This is a genomic window from Candidatus Nitrosopumilus sp. bin_68KS (assembly GCF_054095825.1).
The window spans coordinates 14,033-39,032 of record NZ_JBSWSP010000009.1 but is presented as its reverse complement, the minus strand read 5'-3'; the positions used below and the strand labels follow the sequence as shown (position 1 = coordinate 39,032).

Annotated in this window: 25 protein-coding genes; 14 read left to right on the top strand and 11 right to left on the bottom strand. The window is 31.5% G+C overall.

Annotated elements, in window-relative coordinates:
- Nucleotides 1-23: 23 nt before the first annotated feature.
- On the top strand, nt 24-3,776 hold the full coding sequence (locus tag ACW9W3_RS03315; protein WP_457764741.1) for a hypothetical protein: 3,753 nt from the start codon (nt 24-26) through the stop codon (nt 3,774-3,776).
- A gap of 11 nt (nt 3,777-3,787) precedes the next feature.
- Here ACW9W3_RS03315 and ACW9W3_RS03310 read toward each other — a convergent pair whose 3' ends face one another.
- On the bottom strand, nt 3,788-5,680 hold the full coding sequence (locus ACW9W3_RS03310) for a DNA polymerase (RefSeq protein WP_457764740.1): 1,893 nt from the start codon (nt 5,678-5,680) through the stop codon (nt 3,788-3,790).
- Nucleotides 5,659-6,036 (bottom strand): hypothetical protein, encoded by a 378-nt coding sequence (locus ACW9W3_RS03305; protein WP_457764739.1) that lies wholly within the window; start codon nt 6,034-6,036, stop codon nt 5,659-5,661. Before ACW9W3_RS03305 ends, ACW9W3_RS03310 begins: the two co-directional genes overlap by 22 nt.
- Nucleotides 6,037-6,119: 83 nt before the next feature.
- Between ACW9W3_RS03305 and ACW9W3_RS03300 the strand changes: the two genes are divergently transcribed.
- The 3 genes from ACW9W3_RS03300 (at nt 6,120) to ACW9W3_RS03290 (ending at nt 8,972) form a co-directional block, all read left to right on the top strand.
- On the top strand, nt 6,120-6,884 hold the full coding sequence (locus ACW9W3_RS03300; RefSeq protein ID WP_457764738.1) for a hypothetical protein: 765 nt from the start codon (nt 6,120-6,122) through the stop codon (nt 6,882-6,884).
- 712 nt (nt 6,885-7,596) lie between these two features.
- Complete coding sequence (locus ACW9W3_RS03295; protein WP_457764737.1) at nt 7,597-8,421, top strand: hypothetical protein; 825 nt, start codon at nt 7,597-7,599, stop codon at nt 8,419-8,421.
- Nucleotides 8,418-8,972: a hypothetical protein gene (locus ACW9W3_RS03290; RefSeq protein ID WP_457764736.1), complete on the top strand. Its 555-nt coding sequence runs from the start codon at nt 8,418-8,420 to the stop codon at nt 8,970-8,972. Before ACW9W3_RS03295 ends, ACW9W3_RS03290 begins: the two co-directional genes overlap by 4 nt.
- A 5-nt stretch (nt 8,973-8,977) precedes the next feature.
- Here ACW9W3_RS03290 and ACW9W3_RS03285 read toward each other — a convergent pair whose 3' ends face one another.
- The gene (locus tag ACW9W3_RS03285; RefSeq protein ID WP_457764735.1) at nt 8,978-10,291 is read right to left on the bottom strand and encodes a hypothetical protein; all 1,314 of its coding nucleotides are present in this window, start codon (nt 10,289-10,291) and stop codon (nt 8,978-8,980) included.
- Nucleotides 10,292-10,358: 67 nt separating this feature from the next.
- Between ACW9W3_RS03285 and ACW9W3_RS03280 the strand changes: the two genes are divergently transcribed.
- Nucleotides 10,359-11,684 carry a hypothetical protein gene (locus ACW9W3_RS03280; RefSeq protein ID WP_457764734.1) on the top strand — a complete coding sequence of 442 codons (1,326 nt, stop codon included), beginning with the start codon at nt 10,359-10,361 and terminating at the stop codon, nt 11,682-11,684.
- A gap of 107 nt (nt 11,685-11,791) precedes the next feature.
- Here ACW9W3_RS03280 and ACW9W3_RS03275 read toward each other — a convergent pair whose 3' ends face one another.
- Nucleotides 11,792-13,984: an elongation factor EF-2 gene (locus ACW9W3_RS03275; protein ID WP_457764733.1), complete on the bottom strand. Its 2,193-nt coding sequence runs from the start codon at nt 13,982-13,984 to the stop codon at nt 11,792-11,794.
- A 48-nt stretch (nt 13,985-14,032) separates the two neighbouring features.
- Nucleotides 14,033-14,938: a sugar isomerase gene (locus ACW9W3_RS03270; RefSeq protein ID WP_457764732.1), complete on the bottom strand. Its 906-nt coding sequence runs from the start codon at nt 14,936-14,938 to the stop codon at nt 14,033-14,035.
- 83 nt (nt 14,939-15,021) lie between these two features.
- Here ACW9W3_RS03270 and ACW9W3_RS03265 point away from each other — a divergent pair, with 83 nt between their 5' ends.
- From ACW9W3_RS03265 to ACW9W3_RS03255, 3 genes are all read left to right on the top strand, one after another.
- Nucleotides 15,022-15,849, top strand: coding sequence for an MqnA/MqnD/SBP family protein (locus ACW9W3_RS03265; protein ID WP_457764731.1), 828 nt, complete (start codon nt 15,022-15,024; stop codon nt 15,847-15,849).
- 26 nt (nt 15,850-15,875) lie between these two features.
- Nucleotides 15,876-16,166 (top strand): hypothetical protein, encoded by a 291-nt coding sequence (locus ACW9W3_RS03260; RefSeq protein WP_457764730.1) that lies wholly within the window; start codon nt 15,876-15,878, stop codon nt 16,164-16,166.
- 277 nt (nt 16,167-16,443) lie between these two features.
- Complete coding sequence (locus ACW9W3_RS03255; protein ID WP_457764729.1) at nt 16,444-16,722, top strand: hypothetical protein; 279 nt, start codon at nt 16,444-16,446, stop codon at nt 16,720-16,722.
- A gap of 270 nt (nt 16,723-16,992) precedes the next feature.
- Here the strand turns inward: ACW9W3_RS03255 and ACW9W3_RS03250 are convergent, their stop codons facing one another.
- Nucleotides 16,993-17,148 (bottom strand): hypothetical protein, encoded by a 156-nt coding sequence (locus ACW9W3_RS03250; RefSeq protein WP_457764728.1) that lies wholly within the window; start codon nt 17,146-17,148, stop codon nt 16,993-16,995.
- Between the two features lie 275 nt (nt 17,149-17,423).
- Here ACW9W3_RS03250 and ACW9W3_RS03245 point away from each other — a divergent pair, with 275 nt between their 5' ends.
- The gene (locus ACW9W3_RS03245) at nt 17,424-17,732 is read left to right on the top strand and encodes an MTH1187 family thiamine-binding protein (RefSeq protein ID WP_457764727.1); all 309 of its coding nucleotides are present in this window, start codon (nt 17,424-17,426) and stop codon (nt 17,730-17,732) included.
- An 11-nt stretch (nt 17,733-17,743) separates the two neighbouring features.
- On the opposite strand, the gene ACW9W3_RS03240 is transcribed toward ACW9W3_RS03245, so the two are convergent.
- A complete protein-coding gene (locus ACW9W3_RS03240) occupies nt 17,744-18,142 on the bottom strand; it encodes a hypothetical protein (RefSeq protein WP_457764726.1) in 399 nt (132 codons plus the stop codon).
- Between the two features lie 56 nt (nt 18,143-18,198).
- Nucleotides 18,199-19,296 carry a CofH family radical SAM protein gene (locus ACW9W3_RS03235; RefSeq protein WP_457764725.1) on the bottom strand — a complete coding sequence of 366 codons (1,098 nt, stop codon included), beginning with the start codon at nt 19,294-19,296 and terminating at the stop codon, nt 18,199-18,201.
- Nucleotides 19,297-19,370: 74 nt separating this feature from the next.
- On the opposite strand from ACW9W3_RS03235, the gene ACW9W3_RS03230 reads away from it, so the two are divergent.
- On the top strand, nt 19,371-19,544 hold the full coding sequence (locus ACW9W3_RS03230) for a hypothetical protein (RefSeq protein WP_457764724.1): 174 nt from the start codon (nt 19,371-19,373) through the stop codon (nt 19,542-19,544).
- Here the strand turns inward: ACW9W3_RS03230 and ACW9W3_RS03225 are convergent.
- The gene (locus ACW9W3_RS03225) at nt 19,531-20,028 is read right to left on the bottom strand and encodes a tetratricopeptide repeat protein (RefSeq protein WP_457764723.1); all 498 of its coding nucleotides are present in this window, start codon (nt 20,026-20,028) and stop codon (nt 19,531-19,533) included. The two genes, ACW9W3_RS03230 and ACW9W3_RS03225, sit on opposite strands and share 14 nt — an antisense overlap.
- A gap of 224 nt (nt 20,029-20,252) precedes the next feature.
- Nucleotides 20,253-20,480 carry a tetratricopeptide repeat protein gene (locus ACW9W3_RS03220; RefSeq protein ID WP_457764722.1) on the bottom strand — a complete coding sequence of 76 codons (228 nt, stop codon included), beginning with the start codon at nt 20,478-20,480 and terminating at the stop codon, nt 20,253-20,255.
- 124 nt (nt 20,481-20,604) lie between these two features.
- Here ACW9W3_RS03220 and ACW9W3_RS03215 point away from each other — a divergent pair, with 124 nt between their 5' ends.
- Together ACW9W3_RS03215 and ACW9W3_RS03210 are read left to right on the top strand one after the other, a co-directional pair.
- Nucleotides 20,605-21,048 (top strand): Lrp/AsnC family transcriptional regulator, encoded by a 444-nt coding sequence (locus ACW9W3_RS03215; protein WP_457764721.1) that lies wholly within the window; start codon nt 20,605-20,607, stop codon nt 21,046-21,048.
- Between the two features lie 4 nt (nt 21,049-21,052).
- Nucleotides 21,053-21,607: a DnaJ domain-containing protein gene (locus ACW9W3_RS03210; protein ID WP_457764720.1), complete on the top strand. Its 555-nt coding sequence runs from the start codon at nt 21,053-21,055 to the stop codon at nt 21,605-21,607.
- Here the strand turns inward: ACW9W3_RS03210 and ACW9W3_RS03205 are convergent.
- Nucleotides 21,604-22,008: a hypothetical protein gene (locus tag ACW9W3_RS03205; protein ID WP_457764719.1), complete on the bottom strand. Its 405-nt coding sequence runs from the start codon at nt 22,006-22,008 to the stop codon at nt 21,604-21,606. The two genes, ACW9W3_RS03210 and ACW9W3_RS03205, sit on opposite strands and share 4 nt — an antisense overlap.
- Nucleotides 22,009-22,174: 166 nt before the next feature.
- Here ACW9W3_RS03205 and ACW9W3_RS03200 point away from each other — a divergent pair, with 166 nt between their 5' ends.
- A complete protein-coding gene (locus ACW9W3_RS03200; RefSeq protein WP_457764718.1) occupies nt 22,175-23,491 on the top strand; it encodes an HD domain-containing protein in 1,317 nt (438 codons plus the stop codon).
- A 9-nt stretch (nt 23,492-23,500) separates the two neighbouring features.
- A complete protein-coding gene (locus ACW9W3_RS03195) occupies nt 23,501-24,952 on the top strand; it encodes an FAD-binding oxidoreductase (protein WP_457764717.1) in 1,452 nt (483 codons plus the stop codon).
- The last annotated feature ends 48 nt before the right edge of the window (nt 24,953-25,000 follow it).

The following is a 25,000-nucleotide window of genomic DNA, read 5'->3' as shown; positions in this document are numbered from 1 at the left end:
AGATTAATACATTAAGATATGCTGTGAGTGGAATTTTTTCAATTACTGGAGATGCAATTAACAGGTTGTCTCCAGAAGACTGTGTACGATTATTTGGACATTTATTACATTTAGATGCTAGACAACTCCAGATTTCTATATCTAAAGTACATTTTACCCCTAAAACAATACCTGACGGTGGAATAGATGCATCTGTAGAAGATGGAATTTCAAACTCTGGGAACTTAATTATCGATTCTGAATCTTTTTATCAAATAAAATCTGGGACTACATTTACTCCTTGGCAAGAATCCACCATAAAAATTGAATTATTAAATAATAAAGAAACAAAAAAAGAAAATTTAGGAGAAGAAGTTTTAAGATGTTTAGACCGAAATGGAATGTATATTTTAGTTTGTATGAAAGTGTCGTTAACTACAGAACAAAAAAATGATGCTGAAAACAATTTGAAAAATATTTTTGCTTTATGTGGAATAACAAATCCAAAAGTAAAAGTCTTTGATCAAGAACAAATTCTTGGAATAATTAGACAATATCCTTCACTAGTGTTATCTTTGACTAGTAGAGGAGATATGAATTTTTCATCTCATAATGAATGGAGTAATCGAGAAGAAATGCAAAAACCTTTGGTGTTAGGAGATAGGCAAAAGGAATTCATTAAAGCCATGGAAGAAGCTCTGTTTATCGATTCAGAACCAATCCATGTGAATGTTCATGGAGAAACAGGAGTTGGAAAAACACGATTAGTGTTAGAAGCGACTAGAAATCCATATTTATTACCTCTAGTTGTTTATTGCTCATCTCCAAAAAGCTTTCTTTCAAGTTCACTATTGACAATAATTGAACGAGATACCACCTTACAATGTATTCTAGTAATTGATGAATGTGATCTTAGAGATCGAGTGGCGATTTGGGATAGATTAAAAAATCTTGGGTCAAGAATTAAACTTGTAACAATATATAATGAATTTAGAAAGACTGATGGAACTACTAGACAAATTCAGGCACCAAATCTAGATGAAAAAGATATTCAGAAAATTATTCAAACGTATTATGATGATAATATTATTGCAAGTCAATTATCGCGGATTTGTGGCGGAATTCCTAGATTTGCGCATGTCATTGGTTTGGATTTAAAAAATAATCCGTCACAACTTTTGAAAGGAATTCCGGATACATATGATATTTTTGAAAGATATCTCAATCAGGGAGAAGACCCAGATTCAGGACACATAAAACAAAGAAAAAGAATTTTATCAACAATTGCGTTATTTAAAAAATTTGGAAATGTCAAATATTTTCCAGATGAAATTAATGCAATACATCAATTAATTATTAAAATTGATCCAAACATCTCATTTGCAATTTTTCAAGAACATATCAAAGAATTACAATCTAGAAAAATTTTACAAGGTGAAGATACACTCTACATAAGTCCAAAAGCATTACATTTGTGGTTGTGGATGAAATGGTGGGAAGATTATAGCTCATCATTTAATTTTGAAGACTTAATAAAAAATTTACCATCTCAGTTAAGAGGGTGGTTTTTTGCAATGTTTGAATATGCCGCAAATTCAGACGTAACAAAATCGATTGTAAAAGGTCTTTTTGAAAAAGATGGACCGCTTCACGATTCTAATTCAATAAAAACAGATCTTGGTTCTCAGTTTTTCAAATCATTATCATTTGTAGATCCAACAGCTGCAACCAATTTCCTTGAAAAATCTATTGGGGGATGGTCTAAGAAAGACATATCTGATTTTAGTATTGGGCGCAGAAGTGTGTTGTATGGTTTGGAAAGAATTGTTTTTGAACCCGACTTGTTTGAACGCGGAGGAAAAATCCTAAGAACTTTAGCCGAATGTGAAAATGAAGAATGGTCAAATAATGCAACAGGGTTATTTGTGAATCTATTCTCATTAGGACCTGGATACGTCTCAATTACAAAAACCCCTCCAAAACAAAGAATTCCATTACTCAAAGACACATTATGTGAAGAAAATGAACAACTGCGCAAATTGGGGTTTATGGCATGCGATTCTGCTTTAGAGGCAGTTCATTTTAGTCGAATATCTGGGTTATCTGGAAATGAATTAATCGTAGACCAAAAAGGGTGGGAGCCAAAAACATATGAAGAATGGACAAAAGCATATCAAGAAATTATTAACATGATGATTGAAAAAATTCCTCACTTACCAGAAAAAGACAAACAAAAGTGTGCAGAAATTATTTTCAATAACTCACGGGGGATTTTAGGATATGTTCCAAATATTGGAGAGTATCTTGTAGGAAAATTATTTGAGATAGTAAAATACATCAATAAAGAAACTGCGATAAAAGATATCATAGACATTTTAGAATATGATGCAGATACATTACAACCAACAATAAAAAAACAACTTGAAGATCTGTTAGATAAAATTACAGGAAAAGACTATCCTGATCTTATGAAGCGTTATGTGGGTATGGATATCCTTGTTGATCGTGTAAGAGACAAAAGAGGAGAAAAACGTAAAGATATGATTCAACAATTGGCCAAAGAGTCATTAGATGTAGTCAAATTACAGTCGCAATTATCTTGGCTTGTTACATTTGATGCAAAGGCTGGATTTCAATTTGGATATGAATTAGCATCTGCCGATTCAGACTATAAGTTGTTAGAAATTATTTTAGAATCTCAAAAAAAATCTAAAGAAAACGGCACTGCATTTTTTTTAGGAGGATACATGCAAAAAATATTTGAAGATGATCAAAAACTATGGAATAAATTAATGAAAGATTTATCGACAGATAAAACATTTTTAAGATTTTTCTCTGAAGTTGCATGGAGATCTGGAATTACTGATGAAATTGCAATGTTGTTATTAGAACTGATAGAAAAAAATTCTATTGATGTAAACGAATTAGCTCAATTTCAACTTGGAGGAGTAATTAACAAATTATCTCAATCAATTGTGGAGAAATGGATTAGGTTGATGTTAAAAACAGGTCAACAGAAAGCTGTGTTAAACGCAATTGGACTTTTTAATGCATTTTTTGTATTTAGGCAGAAAAAAATATTGGATGAGGAATTAACCTTGAATCTTTTAACTCATGAGGTCTTTTTTGATAAAAAATACCCTGCTGTGCATAATACAATGATCGATTTCTATTGGAAAGAAATTGCCATTGAATTCATAGAACAGTATCCGCAAAAATCCCTTGTGATTTTAGAAAAAATGCTTGAAAATATGGGTACTGATGGGATTATTGTTAGAACTCATTCTCAAACAATGGAAGTTTTAGATATTATTGCAAATAAATTTCCCAATGAAACTTGGGAAATAATAACAAAATTCGTGGATTTACCATTTGATGAACGTGCATTTCACATAATTAATTGGATGCGGGGGGGAATATTTGACTCAAAAACCACTTTTATTCAAAATGTGGATTTTGAGAAAATTTTTGATTGGATTGATCATGATCCTCATCGTAGAGCTTCATTCATTGTCACATATGTTCCACCACAATTGAAAAAAGAAAAATCCCTTGCAAGAGAAATTTTAGTAAAATATGGAAAAGATGATTCCGTTCGTCGAGGATTACTTAGTAATTTTCTTACAGGAGGGTTTTCAGGACCAGGATCAAAACATTTCCAAAATAAAAAAAATGAAATTTTAGAATACAAAAAAACAGAAGATAATGAAAATGTAAAACACTGGATTGATTTTTACATTGAAGCACTAGATGAAGATATTAAACGTGAAAAATTAAGCGAAGAAAGAGAATTCTAAAACCAATTTGTTTACAACTCACTCTCAGGTTCATATTTTTCCTCATATCTCCAATCAAACTCCTTTTTTGACACAATATCCCCCACCAAATCAATTGGTATTGGCATAGAATCACAATAACTTGTATCATCAATTGATGTCAATTCAGACAACCAGAATCTCTTTCTATCAGAATTAAGACCAATTTTCTTTTCATATTTTTCCAGTCTTCCAATCTGATCTAGTTTGTTGTACATTATTCCGCTTTTGATATGAGTATTACGTAATGTTTGGACTATAATGTATAACTGTCCATCTTTTCCAATTTTTGTATCTAGATGCTCAATTTCAATTCCTTTTTCAGTGTCATATCCAATACCGCGATTCTTCCATTTTTCATTAAATCTGTAAAATCCATTTGAAAGATAATACACATCATCACCTTCCTTATCTAATTTCATCTGCCCCAACTCTAAACTATCAAGATTTGGAATCTTTTTTGTGCATGCCACAGAATCAGTTGCAAAGGCTATTGTTTCGTTTTCCAGCCCATATTGACGCATAAATTGATACATTTGAGCACGGGCAAATCCTGTGATAAAAGATGCAATTACAGGCACAAAGAGATTGCCCATTTTACCATTTACTCTTTGAGCAGTCTTGCCATAAATGGAGTTTAAGATTATCTTGATTGCACGCTCAAGTGGGTTGTTCTCACGCTTGAGTTTGAGTCTTTTGTAATAATGCTCTTCAACAAAATCTCTAAAGGGATAACTGCAATTACTATTTGGAATAAACTGATGAGAATCTAAAATCTTGTATTTTATCTTAGAATCATCATGTACTGCAATTAGTTCTTCTAGGGTAACAAAAGTTTCAAACTCTCCTATGGGATACACAATTCTATTATTTTTTGTTCTAAATGGAAATGGCGAGATTTTAACAGAATCAGAAACATGTGCTCTGATGTGAAAGAATCCCAATGATGCTTTGGGATTAATTCTAGTAGAATGAATCCATTTGCCATCAGTAATGTCTGGAAGAAATGTTAACGCATAGGGATACGCTGAATTGATGTCATAGATGTAGCACTCTCCGATGAATCCGCGTTGAATTAACTCAAATCGCCCTCCGTAGAACGATTTCCACGCCAAATCCTGTATTTCATAGGGAATATCAGTAAATAATGCGATTTCTACGTCATTGAATACAAGTACCTTTTCTGCCAGATATCCCGAACTAATCCAGTTTGCCGTGTAAAACTGGTATGCGTTAAAAAAAGTATCTAGCCAGTAATCTGCCAGTTCTTGAGTTAAAACACAATCCGAAAGACAATAGTCTCGGATCTTTTGCTTGTTTCTCATAAAGTATCGCAGTGAAAACTTTTTTCTCTTTTCTTTTGTTTCAAGATACTCTTGATCAAGAGTATTTTTGATATGTTCAGAATATGCTTTTTCTAATTTTTTATTGTCATAGTACTGTGCAATGTCATAGCATGAAATGGAATGCTTTCCTTTTCTGATTGTTAGTTGCTTTTTTGGAATGTATCTTATTTGATATCCCTTGTATGGAAAATCTAATCTTTTACTAGTCTTGTATGTTTTAAGAATGTCTCTAGGCAATAATTTTAAAATGCATTCAGCATCATATGACAAGTTGTAGAAAAATATCCAATACCCTTCATGCTTTAGAAGAAGTTTTGCAATGTTATCAAATGTAATGTTTGGATATTCTAATTTGACACCGTTTGATAGCATGAAAAGAAAAATGTTTCCTTTAACAGTTTCAGTGTCCGCTCCCAAAGTTTTTCTTCGTTGTGAGATGTTTGGGTTTCTGTTTTGTTTTCTAGTTTTGATAAATGTCAGGTCTTTGGCATTTGATTTCGGAGTGTAAACCTGTAATGTCATGGGCTTGGATTCCTCCATATGACATCTGAGATGTCCGATTCAAGCCCTCGTCTTAATTTTGAGAACTCACTTCTTATTTCTCGAAGTGATTTTCCAGTATCAAAATTCTTTTGTATGGATCTAAAGTAATTCCAGCTTCGTCGCATCTTCTGACTGCGATTCTTGTTTGCATCTGATCTTTTCTTTTGCTTTTCCTCTTCTTTTTGGTTTTTAGATTTTAGCAGTTTTTGAATCTGGTTCTGAATGTTCATGCGTTCGCCCATTAACTGTCTGAGAAATTTCTTGGTTTGAGCAGTCTGTCGAAATACCTGTAATTGCTCAATTTCCTTCTTGATAACCTCAATTTCTGAGCGTAATCGGTCGATTTTTCGCATATGATTTAGGCACAAAAACATGCCTAATCACATAGGAACTGACCAAAATCACATTTAGGCAGTTATTTTGAATGGTAATAGGAATGACTACAAAAGATAGCACTTTGCTTAGACGAGGAATCCATTCAGAATTATTCTTGTTAGCATATGACAAACCTGAATCAGGTTACGGAATTGCACAACGACATCAAGATACCACAAAAAGACCAGACACCAGTAAAATTGGAAATGCGTTAGACCGACTTGTCACTGCAAATTATCTGCACATTAAAAACAAAAAATATCATCCAAACTTTGAAAAATTATCTGAAGACTTGTTTGGATACCTATCTTCAAAAAGAGTTGAATTATACGAACATGAATCAAAGATTCTAAAAGAGATGGTAAAGCAAAATTTCATTTTCCTATTTTTGGGTAAGGATGTGTTATATCGTATGTTGATTCAACCTTTGAGAATTCACCATATTGATGCACTAGATGTCATTTCAAATCACATAGGAATGATGTGCACATTTTATAAGATGTTAAAAAATAAAAACAGCGTAATTATTTCAGATGAGGCTAAAAGAAAATCCATCTCAAAAATCTCTGAGGAATTGGATGACGAAATCTCAAATGTGAACGAAGACATGAAAAAGTCATTCAAAGGTTCAAAATCAATTAAAAAACAAAAAATGAGTGCATTGGATGGTGTTAACTCGTTAATGAAATCACTCATTTTAACAAGTAAAATTTTAGACAAATCTACCATAGAGACAGTAGAAAAACTAGGAAACTTGTGGGATCAACGTGACGGATTTCAAATAGGAATAGAAACATCTGAAAAACTTAGAAAGTTCTCCGTTTGAGATGATTTCATTCAAGAACTGTGTATTTGTTAATTGATATTCATTGAAATAATTCCAATATAATGTAAGTTCCATTTACAGTTCCATTATGACAGTTACATAATGATTTTACTGATTTTATGAATAACTAGCCAAAAAACTTGGAATCATTACAGAATCAGGCATAAAATTCCGTTTTGAATTCCAATTATTTATTCGTAGAAAAAATTCCATATGTGGAATAATTCCTAATGAAACTGTTACAGTTTCAAATTGGATTTGTATTATCTTTTTAATTCTAATTCGAATTATAAAATTCTAATTATGATATTAATTCGGATAAAGTCTGTTCGAATTATATCTTCGAATTTGCACTTTTCATGCCTAGCCAAATGGTAAAAGCAAAGGAATTGAACTATTCGAATCATGGAGGAACGAATTCGACTAACAGTAAACCTTTTTCGAATTACAGTTAATGCCAATGAAGTTTTGATTTAGAAAATTTTTCATTTTAACCCAGTAAAGTTTATGAAAACAAGTTTCTAAAATTCCAGTAAAATTATGAATAAATTCATGAAAATAGAGTAAATTTTACTGTTTTACGTATGGGGATTACTTGTAAAATATCAATTTTATGCATAAAAAATTGATGTATCAAAAATAAATTTTTCTAGATGTTTAGAAAAATTTTCAATTGAAAAGAGATTATTAATCTTGATTGTTTTAGTTACGTATGTCTGAAAAATCCCCAATTAGTGATGAAATCAGTAAAGAAATAATAAAAAAAACTAAACGATATACAAAACAATTAGAAACCGAAAAAGATGAAGTAAAACAGGCAGACATATTCCGAAAAATTCTTATCATTCAACAAAAAGTACTTATGAAAAAAATTCATGAATTATCTGAAAAAGATTTCCAACAACTAATTGAAGACATGTCCAAACCTGCTAATCAAACTCTGGATGAATTTTCAAGCAAATTAGAAAAGATAGCATACAAAAAATTTGATACACCTGAAAAATTTGATACGTTTAGAGACATTCAAGATATCAAAGAACAGTTGGGATATGATATCATAGATGTACTTGATCAAGCTAATATGAATAAACGTGATTTGGAACGATACTTGTCAATAATTTTGATCAGTGCAGGAGAGCAAGAAATACAAAAACAAGCAGCAGAATTGGAATTGTTTGAACTTTATTCAGGTATTGAAGTCATACAAAAAAGATTAGGTTATGATCATCGTTGGTTAATTGGGATGTCTCTTTTACAGCTGTATGAAAATTTAATCAAGAAAAAACTTTCAGAGTTAAAATTCAAAATAAATAAAGAACATAAAATGCCATTCTTAATTCAGGAATTAGTAAAAGTAATTGAAGAAAAAGAGGGACGTAATATTAAACTAAAGATAGAGATGTCTCAAGGTCTTAAACAATTACGTGACAAACTTACCCATGCAGGCTACAAATATTCAATATCAAAAGATGATCTTATATTAATTCTTGATGAAGTGAAAAAATTAGAACGTACGCTATATCCTGAACAAAAATGAAAGAAAAAAAGGAATTCTTAGATGTAAATTACAAAATTTGGAAAGATATGTGCCAAGCCACACTTTTCAACATTCATTCCATATTAGAATCAGTTAAAGATCTACTTGAAAAAAATATTGAAGAAAATAAAGATGTTTTATCTGATCACCCATTTGTTGCTGCAGGTCTGTATACGTTTGCTGTTGAAGAATATGGGAAATTTCTATTACTTCATTCCATTGAAGAACAAAAGGGCATATTTCAAATAAAATATAGAGATGAATTTAGGAAACATTGGAAAAAATTCCCTGCAGCATTATTAAAAATCCCTGAGGAATGTAAATTAATTCACAAAGGTGGATTTGGTGCAAATTATGGGAATAATTTTGATACTGATGAAATTGCAGATTTTGAATCACGTTTGGGCATATTTTATTCAGATTTTGATGAAAATCATGAAGTTCAAAAATTACCTCAAGTAGATGCAAAATCATTGAATGTGGCATTAACCAAATTTACTGAAATTATTGAAGATGAATTAGAAGAATTTAATAAAAAATATCAAAAATGAGTAAATTATACTTTCCACTGCATTTCAATTTTATCTGAATATGTTTTCATTAATTTCTCATTCTCAATTTTCAGATCTTTCAAATATTGTTTTGTTTTAATTAATAACTCGTTTTTCTTTACATCCTCAAGAACAAGTTTCCATACATTGTCAAAAAGATTCAATTCAGTATATTCCATATCTTCTGATTGCCTACCTGTAATTGTTCTTAGTTTAAAACTACCAAACTTGCGTGTTGTTGATTGTAATTCCATAGGGTGAAGTTCAGACATCGCATATGTGTGGAGGTGTACTGTGTTGCCACTATTTGGTGAATCTAGATGAAACTCTACACCTTGTACATTTTTACTAAATGCATTTGAAAAATTATTATTAATTATTTTACTTAGTTCTCCAAAAATACGATGTACGACAAAATTATAATCATCTAATTTCTTATAGAATTCTTCAATTCTATGCCTAAAATCAGTATCTTCAATTATGCTTTGTAATGAACTTTGTTTAATTTTATTCCATTGTTCTGTTTTAAAATCAGTAAATTGGTTTGCCATAATATCTTCTAAATACAATTTAAATTTTGAACTTTCAAGATGCAGTGGACTATACACAGTATCTGCAGATTTGATGATTAATTCTCGTTTGCCTTTTTTGTATTTTATTTCTTCTTTGATTTTATCTTGCCAAATTTTTGCTAATGTCCAATCATTTTGTTCAACTGCTCTAGTCATACTTTCAACTGATGTTTGGGTTGCATTGTCATCATTTATGGCAATTTGATGAAATCCTGCAATGATAATTTTTCCATCTAAATCTTTCCAAAAACGATTTGCTTTTACAATTAGAACAATTAGAGATAATAATGCAATACTACCGTAGATACCTTGAAAATATGTTGCAGGAAATATGGAATTACCATTTGTATCATTGATTGTAATTTTATCCAAAAAAACTGTAGAAAACCCAACCGCAATAAGAAAAACAGTTAAAATTACTATGAAATAAAACAAACCAATAATTTTTTCAATCTCAAAATTAATGGATTTGGATTTTAATGCACTAATTTTGTATTCTTTTTCTAATTCTTGAGGTTCATTTTTAGGATGATCAAGGTCTTTTTTAATCCGATCTTCTGCATTTTTTCGTAATCCCCACCCCATCGGATCTACAACTGCCAAAAATGTGCCGAAAGCCCCTGCCATTCCTAGAAAAACTAATTGATTATCGGAAATGCCAAATCCTAGAATTCCTGAAATTATTCCCATGATAGAATAAGAAAATGGATAGTCAGTTAATTTGAGAATTGTTTCTCCAGAAGTCACAATCTCTTCATAAATTATTACTATATCAATATAATTTTCAAATAGGGGCGATCCTATGACAAATTACTTGTTTAAATTAAGAAATCGAGTTAAGAAGGAATCTGAAGAGGAGGATTCTAAAACCTCGCCAACCTCTCCGTTAACATTTGAAACTATTCGTTTCAAAGAAAGACGTCTAGTGTTTGTTTCGTTAGTTTTACTTCCGATTTTATTTTTATTTCAATGGTTCACTAGTGCATTATTTGAAATAAGGTTAGCGATATTTGTAATTGCAATACTAAGTCCATTGTTTGTATATTTTTTATTAAATCCAAAAATCAAAAAATCCGATAAAAAGGAAAACATCGATGAAGAAGGATTTCCATCTTATTTTGATCGTCTAGGACATCCGCGAGCTGTAATACGTCATAATTATTTTAAACAATATCTTAGAGCATACGCAATAACTCTGGTAATCTTAATTGCCATTTTGGTTTTAATGTTCACTTTATCAATTGAAGAAAATAAAAAACTTAGAGATGATTATAATGCTAAATTTTCAGAATATACTGATAGACGTGAGCAAATTGCATCGTTAAAAGGTCCATCATTAAAAGAAGAAGTTTTAAAGCAAATTAACTTATTGGATTTCTATTACATCCAAAATATGAATCATCAATTAGAAATAAACAGAATCGCTAAGGAATTAAATGTAAATTACGATGAATTAGTATACTCCGAACGTATAAAAATTGAGCGTGATGCTGCGGATATAGTTTATGCTCAAACAGAATTACAAAGTAAACAAAATGTAATAAACTCATTTGATAATAAAACAGATTTAGAATTAACTGAATTTTTAGAAGAACTTAATAATAATAATAAACCATACTTCTCATTTCGTTCACAATTATTTTCATTCATTAATGAAAATTTCTTATACAACATTGCAATAACTCCGGGGTTATACTTTGCAAGTTTATTTTTAATTCATTGGATCCCCAGTAGAAAATCAGATTATTATTTCCAATTATCAATAGGATGTATTCTCACGTATGAACAATCACCTAATTTTGATCTGGAACAAAAAAGAAAACATGTGCAGATGTGTTTAGAATTTTATGAACAATATTTAAAAAAGAATTTTACAAAAAGTATTCAACAATTAGATGAGATGACATCTATTGCAATTATGAAATCTCCTCGATCTTTGAATAATTTTTCTAAATACTTGCTACTTTCGTTAAAACATAAAGACAAATTTACTTTATTAGAAACATTACCCAATCTTATCTATAACAAAAAATTACAAATCATTCTTGTACATGAACCTCTTTCTAATCGACTCAAAGATTGGATTCCTGTATTGGCAATGGTTGTTCCATTAATTACCACAATAGCATTGCTGATTTAAAAATACGCTCTTCAAAATCTTATGAAACAATTATGTTTTGATCTTAGAATTAAAAGAATTACGACAAACCGTCATAAAATCACTCACAAAACGGGGGGATACTGTTTTTACTCTTTGTCGATAAATTCGTTAACACCTGGTGGGTCTGGTGCAAGTCCTTTTCTCTTTCTAATATCAGCAACTGCTGGACCTAACATTGATTTAGGGACTTCTGTCCATTCTTTAAAAGAGGTGTTCCATGTTGCACGTCCTGCAGTTTGACCTCTCATAGCTTCAGATAATGTAAATGTTTCAGAAGCAGGAATCTCTCCTATAACAATACTTGATGCACCTTTTTGAGACATGTCAAGTACTTTACCACGCTTACCTGAAAGAATTGTTGCAACATTTCCAACTAAATCAGTTGGAACACGAACTTCAATAGCTAAAGTTGGCTCCAATACAGCAGTACCTGCAGTTAATAACGCACCCATACATGCACGTCTTGATGCAGGTCCTAATTGAGATAAACCTCGGTGTGCTGTATCCTCGTGAGGAACAAAGTGAGTAAAGATAAACTTGCAATTCCTCATCTGTTCTTTACAGAGAGGTCCTTCTTTCATTACTTCTTCAAATCCAGAATTAATAGAATCTGTAGATTCTTGAACGAATTGTACACCTTTAGTTCCGTTAATCAAAACATTACCACGAGAATCAAATTTCATTACTCGCTTGATTGTATCAGTATCCCAGCCAGCTCCTTTGAGTAATTCGGCAACAGCTTTTTTATCTTTAAGATCACTAATTTCACCAGTTCTCAACATGTGTGCAATTTGAGGTTCTAGTGGTTCCACTTTCATGAAAATCTTGTTGTGTCTATTTGGCGATTTTGCCATAATTGGTTCACATGCACCCTTTACAGTTTCTCGGTAGTTAATCAAAGGTTCAGATGTTATAATTTCACATTTTGCATCTTGTATTCTGTGTGTTGCAACATCAAGGTGTAAAACTCCCATACCTGCAATAATGGTCTCACCACTTTCTTCATCAATTTTTACGATAAGATTAGGATCTTCAATTGTGAGTTGTCTTAAAATTTCTACAAGTTTAGGCAAATCTTTAGGATGTTTTGGTTCAATTGCAATTTGAACAACTGGTTCTGAAACATATTTGACGCCTTCAAACATCGGAATACCTTTAATTGAGGATAGTGTATTTCCTGCTCTACATTCAGTTAATCCCAATAGTGCTGGAATGTTACCAGCTCCCAATTCACCAACTTGTTCTCTTTGATTACCCATAAAGAAATTGACGGATTGAACTCTGCCTTCTCTTTTCTCATCTATAATGTTTAATGTTTGACCATCTTTGATGGTACCAGAAAATAGTCTTCCAATTGCCACAGGACCTGCTGCAGGATCTAAAACCATGTTTACAACCATCATAATTGTTGGACCGTCATCAGAACCTGCAAGTAATGCTTTGCCAACATCGGATTCCAAATCACCTTTCCAAATTTGTGGAATTCTATACTTGATTGCATCATTAGGTGCTGGATGATGTTTTACTACCATGCCAAGTACTGCATCAGCCAATGGTGCTTTTTCTACAAGTCCTTCAAGTTTTTCATCATTATAAGCATCAATTACATCTTTGAATGTGATTCCTCTTTCTTTCATTAAATCAGTGTTTATTGCCCATCTATCTTTAGCAGAGCCAAATGTCACACTTGCATCTTGAATAGATACTTTCCATTTTTCTTTGTATTCAGGTTCTGCATATGTGTCAACCAGAGTATTAAAATTTGAAACAACTTCTGCCAATTGGGCTTGCATTTTTTCTGGAGTCAATCTAAGTTCTTTGATGAGTCTATCTACTTTGTTGATGAATAAAACTGGTTTTACTCTTTCCTCAAGTGCCATTCTAGTTACAGTTTCAGTTTGGGTCATGATACCTTCTACTGCATCACAAACAACTACTGCACCATCAATGGCTCTAAGACTTCGAATTACCCTTCCACTGAAGTCTACGTGGCCTGGAGTATCAATCATGTTAATTACATATTCTTGATCTTTTTGGGCAAAAAGTAATGTAACGTTTGCTTGGTAAATTGTAATTCCTCTTTCTTGTTCTTCTTTATCAAAATCCATTGCAAGTGCTTTCCCAGCAGCAGAGGGGGCAATAATTCCAGAGTTTGCCAAAAGGCTGTCACTCATTGTTGTCTTTCCATGGTCTACATGAGCAATAACACCAAAGTTACGAATATTGGCTTTGTTCTTAATAATTTTCATTACCTCTGATGTAGACTTGAATTTTGCCATATTCGCAAAACTTTAGATTCAGGTATTAAACCTTAGCCTTGTAAAAGATCAATAGATCATTTGGTTTGAAACATTTCGAATTTTTTCTGCCGTAATAAAATGACAATCTTTCTTCTTTTGCTTTTTTGCCTCGTTTAGAGAAAGCATTTGTGAGAAAAATGTACAGTAAATCATTTGAGGTAACTTTTCAGATGGCACATCTGGATGAACTACATTTATGCCAATTTTTGTAAGGTTTTTTGCTAGTTGTTTATTGTGAGAGGTTTTTTCCTCAAAAATAATCACAGTGTCACCTTTTTTTGAAGAAAATAATTCCATGTGTGAAAATTGCTCAATTCTGCAATAATGGGCATCATAACCTAAAAGTTCATAGAATTTTGCAGCACAGTACATTGCCAATGGGTAAGTATAGAGATTGCCCAAAATGAACAATCGTTTTGAAATTTTTGCTTTTTTTGCATCAGACTTTGCTTTAAAAAATAATTGGTTATTTTTTGGAATAGTTATTTTTTTGACTAGAGAAATACAAGTTAATGAACTTTCTAAAAAGGAGATACTACCAGCAGTAAACACATCACCATTAGAAGATGTAAGAAGTATTGTTTCATCAGATGCATTTGCCAATTTACTCTTGGGGTGAGATGTTATGGCAGTTGTTTTTTTAACAGTTTTTGCAACCTTGATGTTAGAAATAGTATTTCCAGATATAGATACAAAATACAGATGTTTTGATTTTACAAGTTCCTTATTTGAGTGCAAATCTAACGGATCCATTGATTTTACAACACCATTAGAAAATGATTCTGCCAACATTGAGGACACTAGGGAATCACCACTGCCTGTAAACAAAATATTTTTTTGAAGATTTTGAGAAATTGTTTTTTGTTTTTTAAATGATTTCAAAAAATCCAATTGTAATTCAATGTCTTTCTCATATGCTTCAATAGAATTCATAATAGTACATAGTTTTCTGCATATATTAGAAAAACGATTTAGTGTAGGTTTTGGTATTTATTACGAGAATTTAGGAAATAAACATGGAAATTTCTGTAGGCCACACTCCAGATTCAGACGATGCATTCATGTTTTATGGAATGTTCACAGGAAAAGTTCCTTCACCTGATTTTAAGGTAAACCATGTAATTGAAGATATTGAAAAATTAAATCGCAAAGCAACAGATCCAGAACTTGATGTAACCGCAGTTTCAGTCCATGCATGTGCATACATTCCAGGCTATACCATTTTGAGAAGTGGCGGAAGTTTTGGAATTGGATACGGTCCAATTGTTACAGCAAGAGAACAAAAATCAATTGATGAATTAAAAAAATGTAAAATTGCAATTCCAGGAAAAATGACATCTGCGTTTTTACTACTTCAATTAATGATTGGTAAATTTGATTATGTTGAGATGAATTTTAGTGACATTCCAGAAGCTGTGAAATCAGGTAAGGTTGATGCAGGTTTAGTGATTCATGAGACACAGTTATCTTATGCACAAGAAGGAAATGTAAAAATTTTAGATGTTGGTGAGTGGTGGGATAAAATAACAAATGGATTGCCAGTTCCACTTGGAATCAATGTTATGAAAACAGACCTAGGAATGGAAACGATTGTAAAATTTGACAAATATCTTCAGTCATCAATAGAATTTGGTTTAGAAAATTTTAAAGACGCAATAGATTATGCGATGCAATACTCTAGAGGAAAACCGCTAGATTTGATTGAAAAATTTGTTAAAATGTATGTCAATCATGTAACAGTCAACATGGGAGATCCGGGAGAAGAGTCAATCAGAAAACTCTTTGAGATGGCAAAAGAGAAGAAATTAATTCCAGACTTTGAACTCAGTATAGCCACCAAGTAATTATAGAACAAAAAAATTTTGAAAACATGGGAGACGGAATTGGTGGGGCAGTTATCAGCATCCTAACCAACAATGTATTTGAATTACTTGTTAGCCATACACGAAAAGATAATCAGGAAGATTATGGTAAGATTGAAAAAATAATGATTGGTAAAGTCGATGATCCAGACCAACCTCAATATGGAGAAACAACAAAAGAGGATCTTGAACGGGCATTGAAAGGGAAATTCGTATCATGTAATGTGCAGTATAGAGATTCAAAGACAGATGTACTGGTGTGCAATGTTTTTGTTCAAAGACCACCCGAAGGATTTTAGTTATTCCTTAAATTCTACCCATTCTTGTTCAGGATCTTCTAATTGATTCCATTTATTTTGAATTGTTTTGAATATCCTTTTATTTTTTAACTGAAACATAATTTAATATTACAAAATTTGTATTTAACCTCCACTCATGAATTATACGTGATAGTAATCTTTTGAATCTAAAGCCCAGGGTAGAACAAATGTATAAACAAAATTTAACTGAGCCACAAAAAGTATTCTAAAATTAGAAAATGCCTAATATATGGTAAAATCACATCTGTTGTGAACAATGGTGTTACTTGACAAAAGAATATTTTTTGTAGGTCTTGCTATGATCATAGTAGGAACTATACTAGTATTCAACATCAGTGCAACAATGCCTGCAGGCCAATCAGGAATGACTGATGAAGAAGTGGTTGATTTGTTAATTGCACAGCAAGAAAATCAAGACTATAACACATTATCAGGAATTTTAATCGGAGTAGGATTTTTGTTGGTTTTGATTAGTTTTGGTACAAGAAGGAAAAAAGACAGTGTTAAAAGAAAAGAAAAAAAACCGGCCGAATAACATATAATGAAAAAATTATTTTCGGTATAATTCAAATTTCTTTTTACAATTTCCACAAAATCGTTGTTTGGTTTTTCTACTTTCAGTTCCTAATGGAGAACCACATCGATCACATTTTTCTTTAATCATTTTCAGTTTTTAATTCCCAGTAGGATTTACTCATCTTTTCATTTAATGATGGCAGGAGTATAAGTAACTAATCATTTTCAAATAACTGTCAATAAAATCAGCAACAAAAAAGATACTAAAACGAAATAAAAAAAGGAATAATTATTCCATATAATGGACCAGTAAGGCATTTTCCATAACAGGTAAAACTGCAATTATAGAGTCACCTTTTTTTGATAGAAAATCGTTGACAACATCTTGAAGATAAACACCTTCAGATAGCTGTTTGGATTCAAAGTAACGAATTTTATGAATCATTAATCTTTGATGGCATGTATCAATATTAACAGTTTAAAATGAGATAATAGCACTAGAATTCGAAAATAGTTTCCTAATATACGGGATTGACCTACAAGAAGTATGAAATATTGCCATGACTGTCTAACCCCTATTAGTAGAAATTCCCCAGAAGAATATTGTAGTTTTTGTAAACGCGATAGAGAAGCTAAAGTTATCAAACCAACACCATAATCAATTGCTTCAGAAAATCGTAATGAAGATATAATTACGAAAATAACTGTAGAAAATTAAAAATGATCCAGGCTGAAATTTCCATATATCCAATGGCTACAAAGACTACTAGTGCTAGTTTTTACATTGCAAAAGCAATTGAATCAATTCAAAAAATGGAGAATTTGAGATATCAAATAAATCCAATGGGGACAATTTTAGAATCAGATAACATCGATGTGATTAATGATGCTGTAAAAACTATGATAGAAGTAGTTCATAATCTTGGAATTGCAAGAGTGGAAGTAGTAATCAAGATTGATTCAAGAAGAGACAAACACGTAAAAATGGAAGAAAAACTAGATTCAATTGAAAAACATCTGGAAAAATGATTTGCGCTTTTTTAGTTTGCAGAATTTACAAAATCTACAATAGACATTATTTTACCCATTTCAACTAAATGCCCATAACTTTTCTTATTGGATGCATTGGAAGAAGGATTATCTATGCTGATAAATAAAATATGTTTATTATCCAATGGAATAGTAATTCTCTTTATTTTCTCATAAGCTGCAATTACATACATTCCTCTTCCAACAATTTTTTCAATTTTTGCACGTTCTTCCCAAGCACTTACCGCTCGCTGAAGAGTCTTTTTTGTATCAGCCAGCGGAATCATGGTTTTTACATTGTTACGTTTACTGTTCCAGAGAATTTCTCCATTTTTATCACAAATTGCTGTAAATCGAATATCAGAATTAAAATCCATCAACATATTCAGTAATTTTTCAAATTTTTCCACAGATACCACACGACAACATAGTCTAAAAACATGTTGAATTTCTTATAATAGAAATACTAGAATTGTTTTAGAATTCCAAAGTGAGTGTTTCTCTGAGCTGGTGAACGACTAATTTCTTTAACCATCGTAGCTAATTCCTCCACAGAAGATGCAGTAGGTTTTCCTGCGGCACGATAGATTTCCTCAGAAAATGCAGTTCCAACTAAATCACTCCCACCATTAGATAATGCAACTTGTGCTAGCTTCTTACCATATGCAACCCAATAAACAGAGATATTATTTACAACATTTGCAAGCATTAACCTAGATAAGGCAATAATTCTCAAATCATATAGTGATGAACATTCATTATTAACAAGATGTTGTTGCTCTAATTCAGTATTGTCCAGACTAAACTTTAATGGAATTAAAGTGAGGAATCCATTAGTCTTTTTTTGTAATTCTCGAATTTTAATCAGATGATCAATAATGTGTTCAGGTTTTTCTATATGTCCATATAACATTGTAACGTTACTTTGAATTCCCATATTATGTGCCTCTTCAATTACATCAAGCCATTGTTGACCGGTACATTTACCCCTTACAATTTTATCTCGAATACCTGGATGAAATAATTCAGCTCCGCCACCAGGCATTGAATCAAGTCCAGCAGTTTTAAGACGAGAAAGAATTTCTTTCGTAGAATTTTTTGTTAGTTTTGATAAAAAGTAAATTTCAGCTGCTGTGAGTGCTTTAATGTTTAGTTGAGGATGTTTCTGTTTGATTACTTTCATCATATCTTCATAATATTCTAAAGGTAGTGTCGGATGAAATCCTCCAACTATGTGGACTTCGGTGGCACCCATCTGTTTAGCTATCCCTACTCTTTGTTCAATTTCTTGAGGAGTCAGAGTATATGCATCATCAGCACCATCTTTTCGATAAAAAGCACACATTTGACAACTTGCAGCACAAACATTTGTGTAATTCATGTAGTAAGATGCTGCAAAAGTGACTGTATCGCCAACTAGTTTTTTTCGGGCATTATCTGCTACTGCTCCAAGAATGTGTTGATTTTCATAGTCCATCAATTCAAGGCCATCTTTGTATGAGAGTTCTTCTCCTGCAATTGCACGATCTAATGCTTGTGAATCTCCAACTAGCTGCTCCAACATGATATATCATGAGTTCGTCATGATATATTCCTTATAGTCTCAAGAGATAAGTAATCCAGAATACCACCATCATCATGGTTCTACCATTAGTCGATGAACATAAACCAAAATGTTACTTGTGTCACGAAGGTTTTGAAAACATTGAGAAATTGAGGGATCATCAAAAATTGGAACATAAAGAAGGCTTAGAATCGCATGAAGAAAATATCAAAAGGCAACCAGCTCCTGGCGATGTTACTGTGTTTTAGATTTCTTCTCTTTAATGGATTTTAGTAGATCTTGGGCAATCTGTTTTGAGATATATGCCAAGTCAAAATGTTTGTCAATAGATAACGCTTTTTTGAAAAGTTTTAGGGCATCCTGTAATTTACCCACTTCACCTAATGATAGTCCTTTGTAAGCAAGTGCCATTGCACATTTTTTATCAATCCTTAGTGCTGCATCATAGCACTTTATTGCATCCACATATTTTTGATCCGTATGCAATGCTGTACCTTTGTTTAATAAGGCGTCAAGGAAATCGGGCGAAATTAAAAGTGCCTTGTCATATGTTCTAATAGCTTGTTTAATTCTCCCCATATTTTGTAAGGTCACACCTTTGTCTACCAGAGCCTTTATGTTATCAGGGTCTTTTTTTAGAGCTAAATCATATAGTTTTAGAGCATCATCAAAATTTTCTTCATATGCAAAATCAAATGCTTGTTGCAACAACATATCTATTTCATTACTCATAATGCCTGATAATATTTTGTTTATAATATAGATTAAGTAAAAGTGAATAGAATTTCCTCAAACTACATCAAAGGGCAAATTTTATTTTAGTTAACATATTTTGGATGAAGGTTTTTCTTTCCGTATGTGATTGAACAACTCGGTTATGCCTACAAACCTTGTAACGGCAAAATTCGGTTAAAATTCATAAATATAAAGTAGATGAATAATTCGTCTGCACTATATTATGATGCATGCTTATCTCGAGGATCAATTTGAAGAGATTTGTTAAAACATTCCATAGATTCCTCGTATCTTCCTAAGCTACGAAGGACTACTCCTTTGTAATTCCAAAGATCAGGATCATTTTGATTCAAAAGAAGGGCTTGCTCAAAACAACTTAATGCTTCATCGAATTTTCCATCATCTAGTAATGTTTGACCTTTTTTTACAAGATCCTGTATTTGGCTCACAAATTACATTAAACGTTAATTCTATTAAATTTGAGAGGGACTTTAGCTAAACTAGACGAACAAAACTGAACAAATTTTCAAATATTGAATCAAAATTTAAATAAATTTTTCACCATAGTATATTATGAATCTAGATGATACGGATGAAAGAATTCTCAAAAATTTAATGATGGACGCAAGACAATCAGCTAGACAATTAGCACTCAAACTTGGAATGTCAACGGTAACGGTATTATCAAGGATAAAAAAATTAGAAAAAGAGAAGATTATCAAAGGCTATACCGCAATTATTGATCATGAGAAAATTGGATATTCATTAACTGCGATTATAGAGATAATTGCAAAAAATGATAAAATTGTTGGGGTTGAAGAAGAGATATCAAAATTTGAAAATGTGTGTGGGGTTTACGATATCACAGGCTCAACTGATACCATAGTAGTAGCAAAATTCAAGGAGAGAAATGAATTAAGCAAGTTTGTAAAGGGTCTTGCATCCATTACAAACGTGGAAAATACAATCACACATGTAGTTCTAAATACTACAAAAGAAGATTTTAGATTGGCTTAGGATAATGAAGCGATTCAGTATTTTTCTTATTTCATTAATCATTCTAGGTGCATCACAGACAGTGTATGCTCAATCAAAAAATCTAGACATGGAACTTGTGGTAACTGATGATGAAAAAATTATTCTTTTTTCAGGTTTTTCTATTGTGGTAATTGGAATCTTTCTGTTTTTAGCAAGAGACATCATACTTCGTAGAAAAACATCTTATGATAAAGAAGAACATGAATCAAAAAATGAAAAAACATATGAAAAATATCATTCAGATTGGGGAGAGGATTACGAAGAATTGGGAACAAGGAAGAACACCAAAGAAGATAGAGAATTTCGAGATGCTGCATTAAATAATGAACTTCCAAACTATTATGAAATATTAGGGATTTCAAATGACGCAACAAAAGAAGAAATTAAAGAAAAATTCAGAGAGCTTGCTAAGAAAATTCATCCAGATAAAACAAAAGAAGATTCAGAAGATGAGATGGTCAAATTAAACAAAGCATACGAAGTGCTTTCAGATAAAGATAGTAGAGAAAAATATGATAAATATCTTAAAGTAGATTAAACAGAATTTAGTTTAACAATTATCATGCTAAGTTCAATTGAATTTGGAGTTTGAACACTGTTTGTAAGATTTGTGAAGATTTCAAGAATTACAGAGTTTCCCCCATCATCTATTTTTGTAGTTATTTGTAATTCCCCAAATTCAGTGTTTGGTCCAAGCATCTTTTTTGTCAGTAAAGGAATAATAGATAGATCCTCCACAACACCTTTCATTTTGTACGCAAATGTATCAGAAAAATATACTCCACCACGCGTAGTTGGTTCATTTACTGGGATGGGCGAATTGATTATAGAGACATCAATTATTGGAAATGTAAGATCATTTAATTTTAGACTAAAGTTTAGAAGGTTTTTTTCATTTTGAGACATGAGAGTTTCAAGCAATTCAGGATTTACAGACATTTGAAATTAATTGACTCATAATTCTATTGAGTGTTTCGTGAAATTTCAGGAAATTATTGAATATGTAAAAATCCATACAATCAGAAAACACAAAAAGTTGAAAAATTAGACATTATTTTTTGAATCATAGATCATATTTAAAAACAGGAATCGGTTTCTTTGAGTATTGCAACAATTTGCAAACCCACATTCGATGAGAAATGAAATTCTCAATCTGATGGTCCAAAAAGGAATAGAAGGCGACTGTTATGTTGAGATGCTAGATTATACAATTGACCTCTTTGAAAGCCAAGGGCTTGGAACAGATTATTATGGATATCACAATATTAACCACGAATTAGAGGTAACCTATTTTTCACTTTTAGCATCCATACAAGAAAAAGTAAAATTCTCAGACGAAGATATAAAATATCTATATGTTGCAGCATTGTTTCATGATTTCGATCCGCAAAAAAGCGTAGATAAGCCTCACGAAGAAAGTGTTTTAAAATTTATTTCAATGGATAAAAAACTCCAACAATTAATTGAAACTGCAAAAATTGATTTAGAAATAATCAAAGTCTTGATTTTAAGGACAACATATCCTTGGAGCGGGAAATTAAAAAAGAATGCCGAAGAGCAGATTAAATTATGCTTTGAAAATTCAGAGTTGACTCGAAACAATCTCCCATATCAAGAACATGTAATGAAAATTGGATGGTATCTCTCAGTAGTTGATAGAATAAGCGGGTATGCATTAGGGAACTTTTCAAAAGCAATGGAAATGGCAAAAATGAATGCACATGCACTTGCTTGGAGGCCATCATTAATAGTGAGAAGTGCAGTAGCATATTTTGAAGAATTACTAAATAAAGAAACAGAGATGGCAAAGGCAATCCTGAAAATCATTCCTAAAGAAATGAGAAAAAATTTTTTTGACACAGTACTGGCATTCATGAAATTAAGACAACAAGAAATTAGAATTCAAGCAGATTGCTCATATGAAAATGTCAAACTAGTTCCAACTATAGAAGCAATGTCTACAAGAAATGATCCAAAATTTATTGAAACATTATATGACATATTTTTACAATTGCCAAAGCCACTACAATTTCAAAAAGATAATTTTGAAAATTCTGTCAAAGATCCTGAAATAATTATCAACACTCTTAGATTAAATGACAAAAAAGGTGAGATCATAGGTTTTTCAAAAGGAGGACCACTTGAAAAATATCAATTACGTGAGGAAATAAGAGATGAGAACTATGGTTTAAGAAATACAATATTTTTAGAACCTCTTGCGTTAAAGATGGGGTATTGGGGGCTTAAAGGAGGAAGTGAGATGAGGCACATGTTCATAATGCAAGCACATTCTATGAAATACAAATTTCTATCAAGTTTTGCATTAAGAGATGTAATAAGAGCAAGAGTAGACAAAGAACAAGCAGAATTTGTAACATTATTTGATCCTGAAAGATGGGATTACTATAGAATCATAATTTAGATTCAATCTATGAAAAAATCAATAATAAAATCATTAGAATCAACAATATTGGGAGACATATATTCCCAAAAAGAATTTAGAAATTTTTATTCTGTAGATTCTAGCTCGTATCAAATCAGCCCAAAGGTAATAGTAGTTCCAAAAAATGAAAAAGACATTATCAAAACAGTCCTTATTGCAAAAAAATACAAATCATCGGTTACTGTAAGGGGGGCAGGCACTGGGCTTGTTGGAAGTGCATTAAATACAGGAATTATACTTGATTTGAAAAATTTCAATTCATTGAAAATTACAAAAAATAGCGCCATAGTAGGTCCAGGAGTAACTAAAGGATATCTAGATAAGAAATTAGAAGAACACGGTAAATTCTTTCCACCAAATCCATCAATTGGATCTTTTTGTTTAGTTGGAGGAATGATTGGAAATAATTCCAGTGGAAGCAGGAGTTTAAAATATGGGAGTGTGATTGATAATGTGATAGAGATAACTTTCATTGATGGAAATGGGAATAAAATAACACTTCCAAATAATAAAAAAGTTTCAAAAAAAATCCTAGAATTTTCAAAAAAAATTAATGTTAAGAAATTTCCAAATGTGTCAAAAAATTCATCAGGTTATAGAATTGATAAAATAAAATCAATTATTGATGCTCATAAAATAATTATTGGTTCTGAAGGTACATTAGGAATTGTTCTATCAATCAAATTACGATTAAAAAATAATCCAAAAAAAAGAGTTCTACTCATAATCGAATACAATTCAATCATGGACGCATCTATGAATTGTATAAAAATAAACAAAACCAGACCATCAGCAATAGAATTTGTTGATAAAACAACTTTGAAGCAAATTAATTTTAAATTTTCTCCAAAATCTAAATGTCTACTTTTTGTAGAATATGATGAGAATATCAATTTAAATGAAATAAAACTAAAATCCATTGTTTCAGGTAAAATTGTTAAAAAATTAAAGAAAGATTTGGAAATTAATAGATGGTGGAGATATAGAGATTCATCGTTACATTATAGTTTAAAATCGATCAAAAAAGAGCAAAGAATTCCACACATTATTGAAGATGCAGCAGTTCCTTTAGAGAGCCTATCAGAAATTTTTAAAATTCTAAATAAGATAAATAAAAAATACAATACAAAAACTATAGCTTATGGACATGCAGGTAATGGAAATATCCACATTAGACTAATTTCAAATAATAGAGAAATCACCATTATTAAAAAAATAGCAAAGGAGTATTTTGATAAAATTATCCAACTAGGAGGAACAATAACTGCCGAGCACGGAGATGGTCTTGCACGCTCAGAATATGTAAAAAAGCAATATGGAGAAGAAAATTACAAAATATTCAAAGAGATCAAACATTATTTTGATCCAGAAAAAATTCTGAATCCAGGAAAAATCATTACAAGTAAAAGTACGATCATCAAGAATCTAGAAAAGTTCTAAAGAATTTCACACTAATCGATCAAATCGATGTAGAAACGCTTTATTAAC

What these genes read in the sequence shown, in the direction of transcription:
- ACW9W3_RS03310 (WP_457764740.1), bottom strand. Translation starts at nt 5,680, where the DNA reads ATGGAGGAATCCAAGCCCATGACATTACAGGTTTACACTCCGAAATCA.
- ACW9W3_RS03305 (WP_457764739.1), bottom strand. Translation starts at nt 6,036, where the DNA reads ATGCGAAAAATCGACCGATTACGCTCAGAAATTGAGGTTATCAAGAAG.
- ACW9W3_RS03300 (WP_457764738.1), top strand. Translation starts at nt 6,120, where the DNA reads ATGACTACAAAAGATAGCACTTTGCTTAGACGAGGAATCCATTCAGAA.
- ACW9W3_RS03295 (WP_457764737.1), top strand. Translation starts at nt 7,597, where the DNA reads ATGTCTGAAAAATCCCCAATTAGTGATGAAATCAGTAAAGAAATAATA.
- ACW9W3_RS03290 (WP_457764736.1), top strand. Translation starts at nt 8,418, where the DNA reads ATGAAAGAAAAAAAGGAATTCTTAGATGTAAATTACAAAATTTGGAAA.
- ACW9W3_RS03275 (WP_457764733.1), bottom strand. Translation starts at nt 13,984, where the DNA reads ATGGCAAAATTCAAGTCTACATCAGAGGTAATGAAAATTATTAAGAAC.
- ACW9W3_RS03270 (WP_457764732.1), bottom strand. Translation starts at nt 14,938, where the DNA reads ATGAATTCTATTGAAGCATATGAGAAAGACATTGAATTACAATTGGAT.
- ACW9W3_RS03265 (WP_457764731.1), top strand. Translation starts at nt 15,022, where the DNA reads ATGGAAATTTCTGTAGGCCACACTCCAGATTCAGACGATGCATTCATG.
- ACW9W3_RS03260 (WP_457764730.1), top strand. Translation starts at nt 15,876, where the DNA reads ATGGGAGACGGAATTGGTGGGGCAGTTATCAGCATCCTAACCAACAAT.
- ACW9W3_RS03255 (WP_457764729.1), top strand. Translation starts at nt 16,444, where the DNA reads ATGGTGTTACTTGACAAAAGAATATTTTTTGTAGGTCTTGCTATGATC.
- ACW9W3_RS03250 (WP_457764728.1), bottom strand. Translation starts at nt 17,148, where the DNA reads ATGATTCATAAAATTCGTTACTTTGAATCCAAACAGCTATCTGAAGGT.
- ACW9W3_RS03245 (WP_457764727.1), top strand. Translation starts at nt 17,424, where the DNA reads ATGATCCAGGCTGAAATTTCCATATATCCAATGGCTACAAAGACTACT.
- ACW9W3_RS03235 (WP_457764725.1), bottom strand. Translation starts at nt 19,296, where the DNA reads ATGTTGGAGCAGCTAGTTGGAGATTCACAAGCATTAGATCGTGCAATT.
- ACW9W3_RS03230 (WP_457764724.1), top strand. Translation starts at nt 19,371, where the DNA reads ATGGTTCTACCATTAGTCGATGAACATAAACCAAAATGTTACTTGTGT.
- ACW9W3_RS03225 (WP_457764723.1), bottom strand. Translation starts at nt 20,028, where the DNA reads ATGAGTAATGAAATAGATATGTTGTTGCAACAAGCATTTGATTTTGCA.
- ACW9W3_RS03215 (WP_457764721.1), top strand. Translation starts at nt 20,605, where the DNA reads ATGAATCTAGATGATACGGATGAAAGAATTCTCAAAAATTTAATGATG.
- ACW9W3_RS03210 (WP_457764720.1), top strand. Translation starts at nt 21,053, where the DNA reads ATGAAGCGATTCAGTATTTTTCTTATTTCATTAATCATTCTAGGTGCA.
- ACW9W3_RS03205 (WP_457764719.1), bottom strand. Translation starts at nt 22,008, where the DNA reads ATGTCTGTAAATCCTGAATTGCTTGAAACTCTCATGTCTCAAAATGAA.
- ACW9W3_RS03195 (WP_457764717.1), top strand. Translation starts at nt 23,501, where the DNA reads ATGAAAAAATCAATAATAAAATCATTAGAATCAACAATATTGGGAGAC.